This is a genomic window from Moorena sp. SIO4G3, assembly GCF_010692305.1.
Classification (GTDB): domain Bacteria; phylum Cyanobacteriota; class Cyanobacteriia; order Cyanobacteriales; family Coleofasciculaceae; genus Moorena; species Moorena producens_A.
The window spans coordinates 1-19,378 of sequence record NZ_JAAHIG010000154.1 but is presented as its reverse complement, the minus strand read 5'-3'; the positions used below and the strand labels follow the sequence as shown (position 1 = coordinate 19,378).

The following is a 19,378-nucleotide window of genomic DNA, read 5'->3' as shown; positions in this document are numbered from 1 at the left end:
AGTTAAAAATTCCATCACCGGTAAACCTGAGACTCAAAAGCAAAGCGCAATTCATACCTATCTATTTTCCGGTCAACAATTCTTCCGATACACACATGACAAAGACGATAATAATCCCAAATACGATCATGTTGACTCTGGTTATCCTAAGTCAATCAAAGATGCTTTAGCCGATCAGCCTCCCTTTAAACAGCTAAAGGAAGATAAAGACAGTCTCGCCTTTGTCGAAAAATTGACTGCCGCTTTTGCCGATCAGCGTAATGTTTATCTTTTTGCTGATCAGCAGCTTCGCGTAATTTCAAATAGCAAATCAGAAACTTACAATGACTACACAAATCTGACTTATGTAATTCAATGTGCGTTTATTGAAGATGGCTCGGTTTACATTAAGAGCCAAAACAGAGGTTGGGAACATAGTACTAGCTTAGAAGGCGTAAAGTGGGACCGACTTAACAAAAAACCCGAATGGTTTACTAAATTCAGTAAGGATTTCAAATCCGGTATAGACGCTGTACTCAAAGGCACCGATGGTAATACCTATCTATTCAAAGAGAAGCAAGTTTACAACCGATTGCTGGATGAAACGAGGGATATAAAAGAAGAATGGGGTCGTGTAGCAAACCGCATTTATGAATCTGGACAGCTTGATGCTGGACTCGTGGGCCGGGATGGTAAAACTTATTTGTTTTCTGAGGATCAGTTTTTTATCTATGAAGATGATCAACCTGTGGGTAAGATAGCTTCGGAGCTACCCGAAATGATCAAAGATCATTGGGGTGGGTTAACTCGTGTCGCTCATGCTTATGTTCTCGATGGTAAGACCTATCTACTAGAACCCCCTAACGAAGATGGCGAGTTTCGATATGTTTGTTACTCATCCAACGACTACACAAAACCTGATACCGAAAACCCGATGCAGGCCGACCAGAGTTTTTGGAAAATTCCCCAGGAACATCAAGAAGCGGGTTTTGACCAGGTTGATGCTTTATATGTTGATGGTGACAATCTGATCTTGATCCATGATGGTGTATTCCTAGAATACAATCCCCAAAACGATTATTGGTCTTATCCTAAGTCCCTAGAGCAGTTGTGGAAGGGTATTGCTTGTGATAATCACGTCATTGAAGAGTTAACCACTGTATTCGTTGATAAAACCGGTGCTATTCATTGTTTCAACCCTGAGTGTTTCTTAACCATTACCCCTGGTTCAACTAATCCAGAGCCTAAGATCCACAGAACACGATATCATTGGGGGCTGGTTAAGAATGTTTTAACCGAAAAAGTAGATGCTGCGGTTGTTGATTCTAAAGGGATAACGTATCTATTCTCAGGTGACCAATACGTCCGTTATTCCAGCGATGACTATCGACAGATTGATCAAGGTTACCCCAAATCTATCGCGATCAATTTACGGAAAGAAGCCAGCTTTAACCATCTACCGGATGAATTTGAAGAGAAGATAGCCGAAAAGCCAGCTAAGCTAGCAGCAGTGGTGATCAATCAACGGAATGTGTATCTCGTGATCGATACCACCTTGTTTGTTGCCTCCATGGAACTGGCGGCTAATTACGACCTGACTAAACTGGCTTGCGGTGAACAACCCTTTTTAGCCAATGGGAAAATTGATGCTGCAGTAGCATATCAAGATTCATCAGACAAGAAGAGCTATACCTACTTGTTCTCCGGTAACCGTTTTATCCGCTATTCTGGTGACGAATACGAATACATGGATAGCGGCTATCCCAAAACCATTGCCTCGGGCTTACTGGATGAGCCGATATTACCTAATTCTGTTCCGGTTGAGTTAGTTGATGGCATCGATGCTGCACTCAAATCCAAAGATGGGAAAGTTCATCTGATTAAGGATAGACATGTTTGGGTTAAGGATAGCAACACTCAACTTAAGGTAACAGATACCTGGTTACAAACAAAAAACAATTTTGTGCCATCCGGTACATCAATCGATGCTGCCATAATTGACCCGGAAGGCGGTTTACTGGTCTTTAAAGGCAATCAATATATCCGCTATGGTAGCCCATTACAGAAATATGTTGACCCAGGTTATCCTAAATCGATTAAAAATAACTGGGGTAATCTGCCTGATCGCTTTGAAAGTGGTATTGATGGGGCATTCCAGTTTGAAGGTCATAGCTACTTTGTTAAGGGTGAGGAATATGTTCGGTTCATCAATAACAGCCATGAGTGTCCTAAGATTATGGGGCCTGATCAGTTTAAGCTGCGATGGGGAGACTGGGCTGATTACCTGATCTCCGATATTAAAGTAATCACCGAGTTTAAACAGCTGAACGATACCTATGCTAGTGGTGATTCCACCTTGACCGATATCCTTCATCCGAAACAAGGCTACACCAAATTGCCCTATTTTGATTTAGCAGAGCTATTTGATTGGGATATCAATCAGCTCAAGTGGCTAAAGAAAAATAATGGCTTTATCCAAAAGCATAATCAATTTGAGAATCGGTTTACTATTGAGCTTATCCTACGGATATTCGATTTCTTCCAGGTTGCTCATAAGATTTCAACAGAGCCTAAGACGCTTTATTCACAACTACTGGTTAAACTCTTTAGCAGTAAGACGTATCCCAGTCATAAAGATATTGACGCAGCCAAAGAGGAGTTAACTAAACTGCTGACCACAACCCACTGTGGTGCTAAAGGGGTCGAGTTGCTACACAACGAAATCCGGGATAAGTTGAATCTGCTCAAGCGTGATGCCCTCTTACCTTATGCCATTCATCAAGATGACAAGGTAAGTAATGCTCGCGAACTTTATCAGACATTATTAATTGATGTGGAAATGGGCAGCGAAGCCTCCACTTCCAAGATCAAGGAAGCGATCGCAGCCGTTCAACTGTTTATGCATCGTTACTTTATTAATTTGGAAGAAGCGGAGCTAACAAATCCTCAGGGTAAGCGCCGTCAAGACTTGCTGAAACGATGGGAATGGATGAAGAACTATCGGGTTTGGGAAGCCAACCGTAAAGTCTTCTTGTATCCAGAAAACTATATTCGAGCGGAACTGAGAGATACCAAAACCCCAGAATTTAAAGCCTTAGAGCAAGAACTGCTGCAAGGGGAACTGAATGACGCCAATGTCACCCAAGCCTTTAATCGGTTTATTGACCAATATACCGAGCTGTCGCAGCTCAAGGTAGCTGGGGGCTATGTGTATGATCATCCCGAAAATTCTGCTGATAAAAACATAGTTCTGTTTGGTCATACCATCAGTGAGCCCAGACGCTATTATTATCGCAGTGCTACCTTTATCAATGGAGAAACAGACTCAGTTAATTGGCAACCCTGGGAAGAGGTAAATATTCAAATTAATTCCGAGCGGCTTTACCCCGTATATACCCTGAATCGGGTTTATGTTTTCTGGGCTAAAATCGAACAGAAAACCAGTCTAGGTTCTGATACGGGGGTCGATATCCGTACAGAAAACAACGACAAAACTAGCAACACTACGGTTGAGTCGAACGCTGTCACCGAATCGGTTTTACAGATTTATTACTCCTATTATGATTTGAACAAAACTTGGGTTCCTGCCCAGAAACTAAATCATCAAATCACATCCAATCACACCATTACTGACTATTTTATAGATTTTAGTGGTTCAGAAAGGGATAAGCAGGTCAATCTGGATAGTATTCAAGTAAACTGTCACTATGTGACCGAAAAACCGATTAAACCGAAATTGAAGTATGATTGGTGGGCGGAAAAGGACGAAGTAATTCAAGCGATTAAAAAAGCGTCTGAGGATTCAGAAAACAGTAAAGTCTATCTTAAGGCAACCAACACGGAAAGGCTTCATATGGTCAACTATGAAAAAGATAAAAAAGCCGATAACTATTATTCCTACGTGAAACGGATTCTTCCTGGAGATGAATTTGAAGCAGCAGAAAACCAGTTTCAAATAGTTGATTCTACCTTGGATCCAAAGAGCAAGGTTCTTATTTCTATCAAGCCCAATGCAAAAGACTTGCAGGATTTCTATCTCATGCACCAGGGAGGTGGCATAAAGCTTCACCAAAAAGCCGAGGATAAGTTTTCTAATGTAGATTCTAGCTTTACAATCTTTAAAGGCTTAAATGGTGACGGTTACACCTTCGCCAAACCCTCGTCTTTTAGCTTTTTTAGTTTGACGTTCTATTTTATCAAAGACGTATTGTACTTTAATGATGATGGTGCAATGCGTATGAAAAACTTGCAAGAACTTACTCAGCAAGAAAAACGCAATGCGACATTCCAAATTACTTATCGAAGAAAAGAGGTTAGCCGTTTTAATTTCTATCCCGAAACCCGATTAGTGGAAAATACGAAGAGTGAGTCGGATACTGCTGGTGTTAACCGTTCTGGTATTAAAACCTTTAAAGATGTATTTCCCAAGGAAGATGTCAATAAACTGGAACCCCCTGTGCTGTTGCATGTTCCAGAAAACAAAAACTCACTCACCTGGGCCTGCTTCTATTACAAAGGGGCAAGCTTCCTGTGTAAACCAGCTTCCGGTGCAACGGATACTTATGAGAAGGGACACGTTAGGACACCGGAGGCATATAAATTTACTATGAACGCCGCCTTTGTCGCTAATAATCAGTTGTACGCATTTTCAAAGGAAGGCGGATATACGACAACTGCTGTTCCTCAGTCACCGGAAGAAGATTTGAGTATTTCATCTGTCAAAGCCACGAAAGATGACTGGGGTAAGGTTATTAACAAAATCCAACAAGATAACCGGATTGATGCCGCCTACGTGATTGAGGGGAAAACCTATTTATTCCGAGAAGACCAGTATGTGCGTTATTCCCATGGGTATGATGGCTTGGTCGATCATGGCTATCCCAAACAAACTAGGGAAATGACAGGCTGGGATAGTATCGATGCGGCTTTTCACTTTAAGGGGAAATCCTATTTTATCAGTGGTAACCAATACACCAGTTCTGATAATTTGAAGGTCAAGAAACAGCTATCAGAATTATGGTCAACCGTTTCCAAAATAGACTATGCTTTCACCAAAGATAATCAGCTCTATTTGATTAGCGGTGACCAGTATATCAGATATAGCGGTGCCAGTTTAGCTCAACCAGATTCAGGATATCCAAAACCTATTTCACAAGGATTGGAGGAAGGTATTCCCGATGAACATGGTATTACTGCTGGGTTTACCTCTGCTGTTGATCACAAAACGTATTTCTTTAAAGCCACTAAATACTTTATTTTTTCAGATAAAAATTTACCAGATGAATTCGCCCTAACAGGATTGGTTGCCCACTATTCATTTAATGGTAATGCCAATAATGAAACCAGCAACGCACATCGCGGAATAGTGCATGGGGCAACACTGACCAGCGATCGCTTTGGCAATGGGAGGAGTGCGTATCAGTTTGATGGAATAAATGACTACATAGAATTACCTACCGCACCTTCTCTGAAGTTAAAAAATCATAGTTTTACGGTTAGTGCTTGGGTTTGTGTAAGTTCTTTTCCGTCGGAAGGCGACCAACCAATATTGGGGACCGATTTGAAGGAAACAAACAAAGGTCTTCATTTGATTATTCGTAATAAAAAACCCTATATGGGATTTTTTAATAATGATACCTGGGGACAGACAGAAATTGAGAGCGGTCAATGGTATTGCCTGACATGGAGATATGATATAACCAAACAGCAACAGACAATATTTATCAATGGCATCTATGATGCTAGTATGACAGGGCATCAGCCATTTCAAGGAGAAGGAATAGTAAAAATTGGACGTTGGGCCAGCGATCGTTATTTTAACGGAAAGATAGACGAAGTCAGAATCTACGATCGCGCCCTTTCTGATGATGAAATCAAACAGTTAGCAGGTAAACCGACGCAACTAACAGAGATTAACTCCACCTGGGGAAAGGTTAAAGAAATTAAAAATAACATCCAAGAGACGGGGGTGGTTGATGCGGCTTTTACTCACGGAGGAAAAACATACCTCTTTTCAGGAGACCAGTATTATCGTTATCCAGAAGGTACTCAATTCGATTCAAATGAGTTCTATGTCGAACGGGGATATCCTAAATTGTTGAGTACTAATACGGAAGGGTTACCTAAATGGCAGGGGCCTGTTCGAGCGGTATTGAAATTGGATGATAAGGTTTATCTGTTCTCCCAGAGTCAATACGCAATTTTCGATCCCGAATCCAAAGCCAAAAAACAAATCACCCCTATCAAAGGTAACTGGGTATGGCCTCAGGGATTCGATAAGTTCGACGCTGCCTTTCAACATGATAGTCATGCCTACCTAGTATCAGGAAATGACTATGTGAGTGTGAAGGAATTTGTCACTAAGGAAAATGCCTTGTATGACATCATTCGTTTGTCCTCGATGACGGGAAGTAAGTTGAGTCAAAAATTGTTTGCCCATGGCATTGATGACCTATTTAGCCTGAGGAATCAGGAAATCGATGAACTCCCGATGTTTAAAAAGGTAGACAAAGACAAAAAAATTGATGAAGACGAAAAGGGTGATACTATTATTCTCGTTAACCAAGAAAAGGTCGAAACCCTTCCTTTGCATTCCCACTTGGAGTTTCGGGGTGCTAATGGTCTACATTATTGGGAACTCTTCTTCCACGCGCCTTTGCTGATTGCTCAATCTCTGAATACTCAACAGAAGTTTGAAGAAGCGAAGAAATGGTTTGAGTTCATATTTGACCCGACCGATGAAGTTGAATATTGGAAGTTCTTGCCGTTCTTGTCAGTGGATATTGAGGCTTTGATTACTCGGATCAAGTCTTATGCTACGGCATTAAAGCAGGATGCAACTGCAGTCATTGGCTTGCTTCAACCCTATGAGGAGGAGTTTGAAGGTCAACGGGAGCTTTCCAGTACAGAAAGGACGAACTTGGAAAACTTGCCCAATCGCAATGAATTTACCACTCTCAAAGCTACTGTCGATCAGCTAGACCAAGATAACCCCAATGCCAAAGCTTTAGCCGAAACCTTGGAGATGGTCATCCGACTTCCGATCAGGTATGGATTTATGGTTCCCGATCGCACGAGCAGTATGCCGCAAATCCAAGCCTACCTGAAAGACCCCTTCGACCCTCATGCCATTGCCCGACTCCGACGGATTGCCTATCGACGCACCACAGTGATGGCTTATATCGATAATCTGATCGACTGGGGGGATCAACTGTTCCGTCAGTACACCAGGGAGAGTATCAACGAAGCCCGGATGCACTATATCTTAGCTTACGATCTCCTCGGACAAAAACCAGAAAATACCGGCACCAGATTATTGTCTGACTCAAAACCCTTTGGCCGTGATGGCAACAATGCTATTGAAGGCATTCATGATTTAGGCGCAGAGCAAGATAGCAGTCAATATGACTTTTTGTTTGATGTGAGTGGGGATAACCGAGATGAAAAGAGTCTAACCTTCGCAGCTAATATTCATAGCTCGGTCACTCAACCCTACTTCTATATACCCGAAAATCAAAATTTAATTGACTACTGGGACCGGATTGAAGACCGGCTGTATAAAATTCGCCATAGCCTAAATATCATGGGGATTAAGCAACCCTTGCCCTTGTTCCAACCACCCATTGACCCGATGGCTTTAGTACGGGCGGTAGCTGGTGGCGGTGGCATCGGTGGCGCGATCGCAGGATTGTCTGTTGCTGTACCTCATTATCGCTTCAACTTTATGCTGAATAAAGCGCGAGAGTTGGTAGGTAAACTCAATCAATTCGGTGGGGATTTATTAAGTGCGATCGAAAAGAAAGATAGCGAAGCGCTGAGCTTGTTACAAAATCGCCATGAAAAGGAAATTCTCGAAGTTACGAGCCGGATTAAGGAAGCACAATTAAATGAAGCCCTAGAAAACTTGAAATCCCTGGAAGAAAACCAGAAAAGTGCTGAGGGGCAACTTGAGCATTACAACAATTTGATTGCTAAAGAATTGATAGCCAAAGAAAGGGTTCAAATATCCAATATTGAAGAAGCCATGTTGCTGGATTTAATAAATTATGGAACGCAAACAGTAGCTGCATTTGCTGCGTTGGCACCTGATATTGCAATAGGTCCACCATTCGCCTCAGAGGCGACGATGGGCGGAAGCCAAGTAAGTAGCTCTTTAAGTACGTATTCAGGGGCTATATCATCAATGACCGAATATTTAAGCAACAAAGGAGAAATAGCAGGTATCTATGCCCAATATGAACGAAGTAAGGAGGATTGGATACTACAAAAAGCCATGTCGGAAAGTGAAATCAAGCAACTGGAAGCCCAAATCGAAGGAGCAAAATTCCAAATCAATGTCGCAAGGCTTGAGATACAGTCAACGGAAAAGGAGATTAAACAAAATGAATCAATGAAACGCTTTATGACCAGCAAGTTCTCCAACGAACAGTTGTATCAATGGATGACCAGCAAGCTCTCAGGTTTGTATTTCCAAACCTATAAGCTCGCCCATGATATGGCTAAATCAGCCGAGAAAGCCTATCAATTCGAGCGCGGTCTTAAAGAGAGTGAGGTCTCATTCATTGGCGGAATGTATTGGGACAGCTTGCGGAAAGGTTTACTCAGTGGTGATTCCCTAGGCCATGACCTAGACCGCATGGAGAAGGCTTATATTGATACCAATAGCCGTTCTTTAGAAATCGGGAAACATATTTCCTTGGCGGAGCTAGACCCCATGGCCTTTATTCAATTGAAAACCAAAGGCACTTGTGAGTTCAACCTCTCGGAAGCTTTATTCGATTACGACTTCCAAGGGCACTATAACCGACAAGTAAAAACCATTGCCATTGAAATCGATGCGGGTGAAGGAAAAACCGTTAATGCCACCTTAACTCAACTCCGTCATAAAACCGTGATGGAACCGGACGTGAAAGCAGTGAAATACTTACTGAATCCCAAAGGTAAGGAGCCTATGTCAATCCGCAGCGATTGGCGCACCACTCAGCAAATTGCTCTGGGTGATATTGGGGAGTACGACGAACCTAACGGTTTATTTGAACTGCGATTGGACGATGAACGTTTTCTTCCCTTTGAAGGAACGGGTGCGGTATCAACCTGGCGATTAGAGTTAAGCGGTAAGCGTGGCAGCTACAATTTGAACGAACTGAATAACGTGACTATCAAGTTGAAGTACACAGCCCTTAATGGTGGTAACGCAGTAGCCAGTGCGGTGAAGGGGATGTTGAAGCCCTATCCAACTGCTGTTTATATCAATATGGCGGAAACATTTCCTCAAGAATGGCAGGCGTTTATTAGTGGGGAAACTGAAGAACTTGACATTATGGTCAAGCGGGAGATGTTGCCCAATATATCGGGTAGTAAAATTACTGGGTTGGTGCCTCATTATGAAATGCAAGGGGAAGGGCAGGTGAGTTTAATTATGAATGATGATAGTGACCTTACCCTGAAGCATGGCAAGTTTAATGAGGCGAATGGGTTGATGATCCGAAGCTCGGGTGCGAGTTGGAACTTTAAAGCGAAAGGTGATAAGAAGAGTTTGAGTAATTTGGGGTTGGTGGTGATGTATAAGGCGGTTGTTTAGTGCTATTCAGCTAAGACTCAAAAAAATTAGGTATATTAGTTTAGAGATCTTTTAGAAAAAACATACCATTTTGGATAAAAATTTGATATCAAGGGATCTAAATCGATATATCTAAAATAAATAGTTAAAACAATTGAAAGTGAAATATCATGATAGATAAAAAAAACAATCCTAATAAAGGAATAAGTGACAACCAGTATTTAGAGGATTCTGTGCCTTCAAGAGGAGAACTCATTGCCCAAACCCAAAATGCAGATTATTACCATGGGATAGAAATAAAAATAAAAACAGCCAAAAAAGAGCTAGAAACTATAACAATAGAAATTGAAGCTAAAATAATAGCAAATGATCAACTGGTTAACCGTCTGAAAAAGGGAGAATTGGACTCAGGGGGCTTGAGCTTAGAAGAAGCATTAGACAAGGGTCGGTTATTGGAAATAGAAAAAAAACGGAGTGAAATGGGAATTCAGTGGATAAATGCTGTCGCTGATTTTATGCTTTAGAAAAAACAATAATTATTAATTAAAAACCGAGAAATAAATGCCTAAAACTAAACAACATGACCGTCAAAAAACACAAAGAGTGAATGTAGCGAAAGATGAGACCTTTGACCGGGAGGCTATATTTCCAAACCAAGTTATATCAACAACATCTATTAATAGTGCAGAGACAGAGGGAGGTCAAGATGGGAGCGAAAACTCCCGGAGAAATTCGGAGCTATATGGTATGACTGATGAAGATTTTCAGAGATCTAAAAGTTTTCTTGAGAATAATGACAAAACAATTGAGAATATGGAAGACATAGAAAAAGTCAAGTTTTCCATACATACCACAGTATATATCGACAAAAGAGTAGAAAAGTTAAGACAAAAACTAGACGAGTTAAGAAAAGCTCCGGAAAATGATAATAGATTTGAAATAAGAAGGAATGCTCCAGATGATGACGAGCGATTAGAGAAGATAGATTATTATGATATAGATTCAAATAAGTTACAAAAAAAACCGTTAAAAGGTAATAAAAACCAGCAAATTACCCAATTAACTACTATTTTGGAACTGATGAATATTGCCAGAGAAGAATCTAACTTAAGAGTTCTGGATTTATTCGAATCTGATGCAAAATTTGAAGAGGGGGACACTAATGCAGTCCTTAAGTTTATTAATGATCATATCATAGGAAATATATCGGAAATTGGAAACTTATTGGTTGACAATCTTGAACCCAGTCAAACGACATCTTGGATAGGTGCATTTCGATTACCGGAACTGTTCAACATAGATTGGAATTCAGGAGATAGTTCTAGTTCAGAGGGTACGGATTCCGCAAGAAGTTATAGCCGAATGGTGGACGGTTTAGCAACAACTGAAGCAGGCTTATCAGCTTTAGCAAGTTTGAGAGGGCTGTATAGGATTACCAAAATAGTGCAGAATAAGGAAGAGGGAGCTTTCTCACAAACTGAGTCAAAAGGTATGCGTCAAAGCGTAGTTGCAATTGTCAAAGCTGCAACCTATTATGGTAAGTTTTTCACAATAGATTCTCAAAAATTGGGTAGTTATGCAGCCGTTGCTGCAGGAAGTGCAGGAAAGGCTATACCCTATGCTGTGGCAGATGCTATTAGTATGACAACAGTAGGATTCAATAATGCTGCTAACCTGTATCAAAACTATCAAATAAGGGGCAAAATAACAGGAAATCTCGCCTACAAAGATTATTATAAAATAAGAAACAGTCACGGCCGGGTAGAAGATGAGATTACCCAAGGTAAGTACAAATTAGGAGAAGAATTAGATAGTGTTTATAACCGTTTGAATCAAAAATGGTACGGGGCTGCAGCATTAACAACCATGAGTACTTTGCAAATCACTGCATTTATTCTTGGAGCAGCAACAGGTGGAGGAAAGGTTACTACAATTATAGGAGCATTAGCAGAAAGCATTGGTCTAACTGGAGGTGTGGGCAGTTTATTTCATTCCATTGGTAAAAAGATTTCACAAAATGAAGATGATAATAATACCACGGAAAAAATTGTAGAGAGATTAATGTACTTAGTGCGTTTTACCCTTCCCGATAATGTTAAGAAGGCGGAATGGAAAACCATGCTCCGAAAACGTGGAGACGAGTCTCGGGAGAATGATCATAATGATGAGGAATATAAAAAAAGGCAAGAGGAATTTAGAAAAGAGGTTTTCGGAGCATTACAAAATATAGTTGGTGATGTGGCAATGAGTAGGTATGCAGCCCCTAAGGGAAAGTATAACGGTAGAACCCTAGAAGGAAGAAACAAATTAAAACAAGAATTGGAATCTATATTAGGGTAAATATGAATTTTTTTGTATCAAACTCTTGTAGGGTGCGCTAGGCGGCGACCAATTCGGTCACAAAAAAGAAAAATAACAATTCGCAGTCACGCATCACCGTCAAACATTTTTAAAAAAGAATGGATAATTAGATCAGAGAATTATATAGAGCAATTCCCTCACGATTTAAGCAAAATGGTATCAATTGTCAAGTCGGTGCGTTACGCTGTCGCTAAAACACCCTACATTCAATCTTGAGGATTTGGTTAAGTGCGATCGCTCTTGTAGGGTGCGTTCATTTCTACAATTATGATTTCAAGATAGATTTATGGGGAACGCACCATCCTTAACTTCGGTATAATCTCGGTGCGTTACGCTGTCGCAAACACACCCTACATTCTATCTTGATGATTTGGTTAAGTGCGTTCGCCGCTTTGGTCGGGTGTGTTAATAACGCACATACAAAATAGATAAGGCAGGCGATCGAGCCTATTCACCGAACCATCTCTCCTGCTCATCATATTACATCCTCAAAAAAAAGGAAAGAACTATATATGTCACTCTAAATGAAAGGAAAAAAAATCCGCAAGAATAAAAAAGAGGCTAGGAAAGCGAAAGCGGAATCAAAAACATCTAATGATTCTTCTAACTCCCAATCCCTTGGAAAAATCAATCCAATCACGGGTATGACCACCGAGGCGGAGAGAAAGACATTGAGTGAGGCACTTGCAGGTGCTTCTAACCTCTCCTACGATGATGCTGCCTCTTTTTTAAAGCAAGCGCAAGGTCTGAGAGACAAAATGCCAAGTGGCCAGCCCATTTCAATGTCGGAGATGACCTCTTTTAATGACTCTACCGGCGATATGTTAAAGAAATGGGAGGATGAAAAAGGTTTCGCTCAATAAAAAAATCCATTTCCCCTGACCGAGAGTGAGGTCAATGAACAAGTGGATCAACTCGCTCAGGCGAAGGAGAAAGCGGTAAAAGTCCCTTCAGACAATACCAAAAAAATGCTCAAAGATTCCTATGCCTTAATGGATCATTTAACCAATACCAAGGGTGACAGGGATTCTGCCGATGGTGAGACTAAAGATGACTCAGATACCAATGCCTCTGGCGCTGATTATCAAACCTTACTCAATAACTTCAAAGAATCTTTAAGCCAGCATTATGATGCCTTAGGGTCAAGTGAAGCAGGTTTTCCGATTGGTGGTCATTTGTTTAAGATGACCAAAGATGAACTGGATGCTGAGATTAAGGATATCAATAAAAAAATAGCAGACGCGAGAAAACTTCCACCAGAGCAAATTAGTTCGTTCGTGATGCCTATGCCCTAAGAGAAAAGCTATTTGAAGTTTCTAAATCCGCTGAAAATACTGCTAGTACCGATAGCTCTACTACAGAGGATAAAGAAGAGAGCACAAAAGCGGAAGAGACGATAGATCTTGCGGTGAAGGATAAAAATTCACCAGAGGATCAAGTTGCGAAAAATGAGGTTAATCGAGAAATAGGTGAATTTAACCAAAAACATGCTGGCACGATGGAGGAGATAGAGCGGGCGTCACTCAAGTAGGGTGGGTTCGATTACACAAGATCTATCAAGACATTTATTGACCGACTATCACCGAACGCACCATCCCACCCAATAGAGCTTGTAGCAATTTGATAAACTAAGGATTAAGCGGCTATTTCTACAAAACCGACTTGGGTTTGAGGTTGAGGGATTTTTTCTCCTTTTTCTACCAAAACTTCAAGGTAAAGTGCGATCGCCTCTTTAACATTTTCTTGGACTTCTTCCAAAGTGTCACCAATACTAACACAACCGGGTAAATCTGGCACAATTGCCCCCCAGTTGGTATCGCCTTTTTCATAAATTACTGCATATTTTTTCATCGTTCATCTCCTAACTGTGCTTGTTTCCAAATTGCACCTAATGTTCCGATGGGTATATCATCACTTAGCTTACCTGGAACTACTACAATACCTGGCTTTTGAGGATGAGCTAAAATTCTATGACTTCCCCGCATTCTTACTTGATACCATCCATCTTTTTTTAATCGCTTAAGTACCTCTTTAACTTTCATTCAAACAGTTTTTCATAAGTTTAATCGGATTCTATAGCGTTTCTAGGACTCATGAGGTACACATTAGTTTTTACCTCTTCTCTCTTCTGTCTTCCCTCTTCTGTCTTCCCTCTTCTGTCTTCCCTGCTCCCTGCTCCCTGCTCCCTGCTCCCTAAAAACCAGAAATTTGTACCTCACAAGTCGTAGAATTGCTATATCTAGTTTAGATTGTTAGATAATCAACCTATTCTAACTAATTAATCGGATTTCAGGTTTTATTTTTTAAAAGTATCTACAGATTCTTGGTTCGTCATTTGGTTTTGACGAAATAAACGAAGGATTTGTAATAATTGTGGAATCTGTTCGTCGGTAATTTTTTCAAATTATAATAATAGATCGTCACGCAAATCAGTAAGCGCACGTGTTAGTTCAGAACTCGAATGATTCATGATTCATCTCCTCAAGATCGAGAGTATTAATTTGTTCGGGCTTGACAATTTGCTACAGTTTGCTATTATATACTATTTTTAGTGCGATCGCTTTTAGCGGCTCTTTTGGAGCATCGCGCTTTGTAGGTTGGGTTGTTGAATGTTACCCAACATAATTCCCCTCAACACAACGTCTTCGACCCAAGAGCCGGGTTTTCTCCCTAACAAAATAGAACCTACAATTTAATTGGTGTGGCGGTCTGATGTTGTTGGGTTCTATCACGTCAACCCAACCTACGATTGAATTGAGGTGGTGATGTAGCGATCGTTTATCCTATGTTGCGGATAACATATATTGATCCAAAGCGTGCGAACGCGCCCCGCGTGGCCTACGGCCAATCGCCTCGTAGACTGGGTTGACCTAGGAAACCCAGGTAGGGTTTCTGCTGTGAACCGTAACTATTACCAATTTTGCGTAAGCGATCTATCCGATAAAAATAATCGACTATAGTGTGTACGCTGCCTGTAATTGTTACGATGATTGTAGTTCATTAGTAGCACCAGTCATGATCTTTAAGATTGAAGTTGAGCAAGAAGAGGATGGACGTTGGCTCGCAGAGATTCCAGAACTATCTGGGGTGATGTTATATGGTCAAACCCTAGAGGAAGCATTGACTAAAGTACAAGCTCTGGCACTGCGGGTGATTGCAGAACGTCTTGAAAGCGGTGAAGCTCAGTCTGACTTGGGTTTGTGTTACCTTTAATGCAGCATGAGCCAGGGTCGAAGCACCAAAGCCAAAAGGGTTTTAGCGGCACTGCTCAAAATTGGCTGGATAGTAAAACGGCAGTCAAGCTCCCATCGTATTCTATCTCGTGATGGTTGGCCGAATTTTGTATTCGCTTTCCATGAAGGAGAAGAAATTGGCCCTCGAATGCTAGCTCGTATTGCAAAGAGAACTGGGCTGAAGCCTGATGATTTGTAGATTGCGTACTTTCCCATGCCGTAGTGCGATCGCTCTTGTAGGGGCGTTGCTGAATCAAGGAATGAATGTGCAATCATCTGGTTTTGGTCAAGCCCCCGTGGGTCCCCCAAGTTTGGGGGACTTTGAAAGTCTTGTTCCCCCCAAACTTGGGGGGCTAGGGGGGCAAAACCATACCCATAATCAGCATCGCTCTTGTAGGATGTGTTAATAACGCACCAAACTAACCGAGAAGGAAAACTATCGAGCCGATAAACAGGACAATCCCTCACGCTCATCATATTAAATAATATAGCAATTCTACGACTTGTGAGGTACAAATTTCTGGTTTTTAGGGAGCAGGGAGCAGGGAGCAGGGAGCAGTGCGATCGCTCTTGTAGGGTGCGTTCGGTGAAGCCACCTCTGCTGCTTCACCGATGGATTATGGGGAACGCACCACCCAAAATCCTTTATTTTCACCCTTGTTACCCTTAGATTTTATCTTATAGTGCGATCGCTCTTGTAGGGTGCGTTCGGTGAAGCCACCTCTGCTGCTTCACCGATGGATTATGGGGAACGCACCACCCAAAATCCTTTATTTTCACCCTTGTTACCCTTAGATTTTATCTTATAGTGTAAGTTACCATAACAAAATCGGACTCATCATGTTCCCGTAGCTTTGGTTGAGCAAAACAATCTGTAAATTTCTGTTACCTTTATCGTGTAGACAACTCTGACTAGCTAAAAATGAAAGCAATTACGAGTAATCAAGCCAAACACCAATTAGATGAACTAATTGATCGGGTCATTCTTGACGTAGAACCAACTATTTTATGTAATGATCAAGGAAAACAAGCTGTTTTAATGTCTTTAGATGAATTTAACTCTTGGCGAGAAACACTATATTTATTATCCAACCCTGCCAATGCGGAACATCTATTAGAGTCAATTGAACAAGCTAAATCAGGAAAAAAATCAGTTAAGGAATTAATTGATGAATGAAAATCACTTTTACCGAAGCATCCTGGTCTGACTATATTTGGTTACAAGAGAATGATAAAAGGCTATTAAAAAGAGTTAATTTACTAGTTAGAGACCTAATAAGAAATCCATTTGACGGTATTGGTAAACCAGAACCTCTAAAGGCAAATTTATCAGGATATTGGTCAAGGCGGATTAATTCTGAGCATCGTTTAGTTTATGAAATATCTGAAGAGGAATTAACAATAATTTCTTGTCGATTCCACTATCAAAAATAAATGATTAACAGTGCGTGCATTTTGAGGTGAGTGCGATCGAGCAGATAAACAGAACAATCCTCCACGCTCACCAGATAAAATAATAATAAACAAGGAAAATACTATATATGTCACTCTCAACTAAAACAAAAAAAATCCGCAAGAATAAAAAAGAGGCAAAGAAATCGAAAAAGGCAAAGAAAGCCTCAACAGATGCTTCCAACTCCCAATCTCCAGGAAAAATAAATCCGATCACCGGTATGACCACCGAGGCGGAGATTGAGAAATTGAGTGAAGCCCTTGCCGGTGCTTCTAACCTGTCCAAAGATGATGCTGCCTCTTTTTTAAAGCAGGCGCAAGGTCTGAGAGACAAAAGGTCAAGTGGTCAGCCCATCTCCATGTCGGAAATGGCATCTTTCAAAGACTCTACGGGGGATATGTTTAAAAAATTAGAGGCTGTAAAAGGTTTCGATCAATTAAAAAATCCATTTACCATGACCGAGAGTGAGGTCAATCAACAAGTTGATCAACTCGCTCAGGCGATGGAGAAAGCGGTAAAAGTCCCTTCAGACAATACCCAAAAAATGCTCAAGGATACCTATGCCTTAATGGATCATTTAACCAATACCAAGGGTGACAGGGATTCTGCCGATAGTGGAACTAAAGATGACTCAGATACCAATGCCTCTGGCGCTGATTATCAAACCTTACTCAATAACTTCAAAGACTCTTATAGCCAGCATTATGATGCCTTAGCGGTAAGCGAAGCCGGTTTTCCGATTGGTGGTCATTTGTTTAATATGACCAAAGATGAACTGGATGCTGAGATTAAGGATATCAATAAAAAAATAGCAGACGCGAAACAACTTCCACCAGAGCAAATTAGTTCGTTCGTGATGCCTATGCCCTAAGAGAAAAGCTATTTGAATTTTCTAAATCCGCCGAAAATCCTGATAGCACCGATAGCTCTACTACAGAGGATAAAGTTGCGAAAAATGAGGTTAATCGAGAAATAGGTGAATTTAACCAAAAACATGCTGGTACGATGGAGGAAATAGAGCGATCGCTTTTGTAGGTTGGGTTATTCTCAGATCTTGCACCAAGCCTGACAATCCAGCAGGAGTTAAAACTCCTGGCTCACAGCTAAAGTCGTCTAAAGACGACTGAACGAGGGTTTTAGTCCACTTGAGTGGACTTGAGCTACAGCGCTTTGCGCTGTAATGAAGTACACTCTTCCAAAAGTCCCCGTAGAACCCAAAGCGTAGCATCCTCTAGCAACTCCTGTGGAAGTCCAAGCGTAGCATCCTCTGGCTTCCCCCTTTCAAAGGGGGACGGGAGGGGGATACAAAGGGGGACGGGAGGGGGATACAAAGGGGGACGGGAGGGGGATCTAAGGGGGATGCGAGGGGGATCAACACTGTACCGCATAGCAGAGCAAAGTGCTGTATTAGCCGTTAACTCATCCCCCGGAAGACAGCACGGGGGATGAGAGTGTTAGCAAGTTGTTGGTTGTTAGTTGTTTGTCAAAAAACAAATAACAAATAACCTTTGCGTAGCATGGTGCGTAGCAGCAAAGCGGCGGGCGGCTATCCCTCCTATCCCTTAAGGAATGGGCTTCCCGCCGCTTTCGGTGAGTTTGAACTCTGGGCGGGTTTTGGAGTTAAGAGCCTAACAAAATAGAACCTACAATTTAATTGGTGTAGCGGTCTGATTTTGTGGGGTTTCAACAGCGTCAACCCAACCTACAATTGAATTGAGGTGGTGATGTAGCGTACGCTTATCCAACGGTTGTGGATAACATATATTGCTCCATGCGATCGCGTTATACCAAGTGCGTACGCTTATCCAACGGTTGCGGATAACATATATTGCTCCATGCGATCGCGACTTGTCCGGTTGGTTGAGGAAATGCCAAAGTGCGATCGCTCTTGTTGGTTGGGTTGAGGAAGGAAAACCAACATCTCCAATGGGGAATGTCTCCCAATGAATGGATAGCCAAATTAGCAGCAGTGAAGCTGATCTTCTGCAAAATTACCCTACCCTCAGTGCCAGCGAGCTTGCCAATTCCGCAAAAAGCTGATAAACTGAAAATTATCAGTAAATTTTCAGTTGAGGCATATCATGTTTACGATGGATGCTATATATCCGGTTTCCGACTTTAGCCGTAAACCTGCTGAACACATCAAGCGATTAAAAGCCACGGGAAAGCCTGAGATATTGACGGTAAACGGCAAAGCTGAAATAGTTATTCAGGATGCAAAAGCCTATGAAGAAATGGTTGATTTATTAGAAACACTTAAGAAAATAGCAACAGCAGCAAGAGCCCATGATGAAGGCAAGGGAATTCCCGCCGATGACTTCTTTGAAAAATTTGAGCAAAAGCATGGATTAAAGCGTGAAGCAATACAGGATTGACATTGCGCCGGAAGCTGGACAAGAAATAGAGGATATTTATCTATATATCGCTGAAGATTCCCCTGATAATGCCGCAGGTTGGTATTTTGTGCTCCATGACAAAATACAGACATTGAAAGATTACCCTGCACGTTGTCCGTTAGCTTTTGAAAGCAGCTTCTATGACTATGAAATTAGAAACCTGATAGTTGGCAATTATCGGGTATTGTTTCGTATAGATGGTCAGATCGTTCAAATCCTGCATGTCAAGCATGGAGCGCAAGAACGGAAACCATTTTAATCGATTAAAGGTGGCGATCGCTTAGTTCGTAACCGAAAGATATCTGCCGCCAGTGAGCTTGAACTTTAGAGTCCCTCACCTCAATTAACTCATAAATTTCTGGAGGATGGGGCTGGTGCACCACGCAGCATCCCTTCT

General features: G+C 41.5%; 17 protein-coding genes. 13 read left to right on the top strand and 4 right to left on the bottom strand.

Annotation, left to right across the window (positions count from 1 at the left end; genetic code table 11):
- Window positions 1-232: 232 nt before the first annotated feature.
- From F6J99_RS24095 to F6J99_RS24075, 5 genes are all read left to right on the top strand, one after another.
- Entirely contained in the window at window positions 233-9,559 is a 9,327-nt protein-coding gene (locus F6J99_RS24095; RefSeq protein WP_293116023.1) for a hemopexin repeat-containing protein, read from the top strand.
- A gap of 149 nt (window positions 9,560-9,708) precedes the next feature.
- Window positions 9,709-10,062, top strand: a complete 354-nt coding sequence (locus tag F6J99_RS24090) for a hypothetical protein (RefSeq protein WP_293116021.1) — start codon at window positions 9,709-9,711, stop codon at window positions 10,060-10,062.
- Window positions 10,063-10,099: 37 nt separating this feature from the next.
- Window positions 10,100-11,878, top strand: coding sequence for a hypothetical protein (locus tag F6J99_RS24085; RefSeq protein WP_293116019.1), 1,779 nt, complete (start codon window positions 10,100-10,102; stop codon window positions 11,876-11,878).
- Window positions 11,879-12,423: 545 nt separating this feature from the next.
- On the top strand, window positions 12,424-12,762 hold the full coding sequence (locus F6J99_RS24080; protein ID WP_293116017.1) for a hypothetical protein: 339 nt from the start codon (window positions 12,424-12,426) through the stop codon (window positions 12,760-12,762).
- A 42-nt stretch (window positions 12,763-12,804) separates the two neighbouring features.
- Window positions 12,805-13,194 carry a hypothetical protein gene (locus F6J99_RS24075; protein WP_293116015.1) on the top strand — a complete coding sequence of 130 codons (390 nt, stop codon included), beginning with the start codon at window positions 12,805-12,807 and terminating at the stop codon, window positions 13,192-13,194.
- 340 nt (window positions 13,195-13,534) lie between these two features.
- On the opposite strand, the gene F6J99_RS24070 is transcribed toward F6J99_RS24075, so the two are convergent.
- Window positions 13,535-13,750 (bottom strand): type II toxin-antitoxin system HicB family antitoxin, encoded by a 216-nt coding sequence (locus F6J99_RS24070; RefSeq protein WP_008189734.1) that lies wholly within the window; start codon window positions 13,748-13,750, stop codon window positions 13,535-13,537.
- Window positions 13,747-13,941, bottom strand: coding sequence for a type II toxin-antitoxin system HicA family toxin (locus F6J99_RS24065; protein ID WP_008189736.1), 195 nt, complete (start codon window positions 13,939-13,941; stop codon window positions 13,747-13,749). The genes F6J99_RS24070 and F6J99_RS24065 overlap by 4 nt, the downstream gene beginning before the upstream one ends.
- A 51-nt stretch (window positions 13,942-13,992) precedes the next feature.
- On the opposite strand from F6J99_RS24065, the gene F6J99_RS24060 reads away from it, so the two are divergent.
- From F6J99_RS24060 to F6J99_RS24050, 3 genes are all read left to right on the top strand, one after another.
- A complete protein-coding gene (locus F6J99_RS24060) occupies window positions 13,993-14,127 on the top strand; it encodes a hypothetical protein (RefSeq protein WP_293116012.1) in 135 nt (44 codons plus the stop codon).
- A gap of 787 nt (window positions 14,128-14,914) precedes the next feature.
- Complete coding sequence (locus F6J99_RS24055) at window positions 14,915-15,112, top strand: type II toxin-antitoxin system HicB family antitoxin (protein ID WP_287255937.1); 198 nt, start codon at window positions 14,915-14,917, stop codon at window positions 15,110-15,112.
- 6 nt (window positions 15,113-15,118) lie between these two features.
- Window positions 15,119-15,331, top strand: coding sequence for a type II toxin-antitoxin system HicA family toxin (locus tag F6J99_RS24050; protein WP_293116010.1), 213 nt, complete (start codon window positions 15,119-15,121; stop codon window positions 15,329-15,331).
- A 297-nt stretch (window positions 15,332-15,628) separates the two neighbouring features.
- Here F6J99_RS24050 and F6J99_RS24045 read toward each other — a convergent pair whose 3' ends face one another.
- Window positions 15,629-15,787, bottom strand: a complete 159-nt coding sequence (locus tag F6J99_RS24045) for a hypothetical protein (protein WP_293116008.1) — start codon at window positions 15,785-15,787, stop codon at window positions 15,629-15,631.
- A gap of 267 nt (window positions 15,788-16,054) precedes the next feature.
- Here F6J99_RS24045 and F6J99_RS24040 point away from each other — a divergent pair, with 267 nt between their 5' ends.
- The 3 genes from F6J99_RS24040 to F6J99_RS24030 all read left to right on the top strand — a co-directional run bounded on the left by F6J99_RS24040 (window position 16,055) and on the right by F6J99_RS24030 (window position 17,456).
- Entirely contained in the window at window positions 16,055-16,309 is a 255-nt protein-coding gene (locus tag F6J99_RS24040) for a type II toxin-antitoxin system Phd/YefM family antitoxin (protein ID WP_293116006.1), read from the top strand.
- Complete coding sequence (locus F6J99_RS24035; RefSeq protein ID WP_293116004.1) at window positions 16,306-16,566, top strand: Txe/YoeB family addiction module toxin; 261 nt, start codon at window positions 16,306-16,308, stop codon at window positions 16,564-16,566. The genes F6J99_RS24040 and F6J99_RS24035 overlap by 4 nt, the downstream gene beginning before the upstream one ends.
- Window positions 16,567-16,673: 107 nt before the next feature.
- Window positions 16,674-17,456, top strand: a complete 783-nt coding sequence (locus F6J99_RS24030; RefSeq protein ID WP_293116002.1) for a hypothetical protein — start codon at window positions 16,674-16,676, stop codon at window positions 17,454-17,456.
- Between the two features lie 911 nt (window positions 17,457-18,367).
- Here F6J99_RS24030 and F6J99_RS24025 read toward each other — a convergent pair.
- Window positions 18,368-18,574, bottom strand: a complete 207-nt coding sequence (locus F6J99_RS24025; RefSeq protein ID WP_293116000.1) for a hypothetical protein — start codon at window positions 18,572-18,574, stop codon at window positions 18,368-18,370.
- Window positions 18,575-18,666: 92 nt separating this feature from the next.
- Between F6J99_RS24025 and F6J99_RS24020 the strand changes: the two genes are divergently transcribed.
- Both F6J99_RS24020 and F6J99_RS24015 read left to right on the top strand, forming a co-directional pair.
- The gene (locus tag F6J99_RS24020) at window positions 18,667-18,960 is read left to right on the top strand and encodes a type II toxin-antitoxin system Phd/YefM family antitoxin (protein WP_293115998.1); all 294 of its coding nucleotides are present in this window, start codon (window positions 18,667-18,669) and stop codon (window positions 18,958-18,960) included.
- Complete coding sequence (locus tag F6J99_RS24015; RefSeq protein WP_293115996.1) at window positions 18,941-19,240, top strand: type II toxin-antitoxin system RelE/ParE family toxin; 300 nt, start codon at window positions 18,941-18,943, stop codon at window positions 19,238-19,240. The genes F6J99_RS24020 and F6J99_RS24015 overlap by 20 nt, the downstream gene beginning before the upstream one ends.
- Window positions 19,241-19,378: the final 138 nt, after the last annotated feature.

Excerpts from the sequence above, each read along its gene's own strand:
- F6J99_RS24085 (WP_293116019.1), top strand. The coding sequence starts at position 10,100 with ATGCCTAAAACTAAACAACATGACCGTCAAAAAACACAAAGAGTGAAT.
- F6J99_RS24035 (WP_293116004.1), top strand. The coding sequence starts at position 16,306 with ATGAAAATCACTTTTACCGAAGCATCCTGGTCTGACTATATTTGGTTA.
- F6J99_RS24030 (WP_293116002.1), top strand. The coding sequence starts at position 16,674 with ATGTCACTCTCAACTAAAACAAAAAAAATCCGCAAGAATAAAAAAGAG.
- F6J99_RS24065 (WP_008189736.1), bottom strand. The coding sequence starts at position 13,941 with ATGAAAGTTAAAGAGGTACTTAAGCGATTAAAAAAAGATGGATGGTAT.
- F6J99_RS24050 (WP_293116010.1), top strand. The coding sequence starts at position 15,119 with ATGAGCCAGGGTCGAAGCACCAAAGCCAAAAGGGTTTTAGCGGCACTG.
- F6J99_RS24020 (WP_293115998.1), top strand. The coding sequence starts at position 18,667 with ATGTTTACGATGGATGCTATATATCCGGTTTCCGACTTTAGCCGTAAA.
- F6J99_RS24080 (WP_293116017.1), top strand. The coding sequence starts at position 12,424 with ATGAAAGGAAAAAAAATCCGCAAGAATAAAAAAGAGGCTAGGAAAGCG.
- F6J99_RS24055 (WP_287255937.1), top strand. The coding sequence starts at position 14,915 with ATGATCTTTAAGATTGAAGTTGAGCAAGAAGAGGATGGACGTTGGCTC.
- F6J99_RS24060 (WP_293116012.1), top strand. The coding sequence starts at position 13,993 with ATGAGGTACACATTAGTTTTTACCTCTTCTCTCTTCTGTCTTCCCTCT.
- F6J99_RS24040 (WP_293116006.1), top strand. The coding sequence starts at position 16,055 with ATGAAAGCAATTACGAGTAATCAAGCCAAACACCAATTAGATGAACTA.
- F6J99_RS24090 (WP_293116021.1), top strand. The coding sequence starts at position 9,709 with ATGATAGATAAAAAAAACAATCCTAATAAAGGAATAAGTGACAACCAG.
- F6J99_RS24070 (WP_008189734.1), bottom strand. The coding sequence starts at position 13,750 with ATGAAAAAATATGCAGTAATTTATGAAAAAGGCGATACCAACTGGGGG.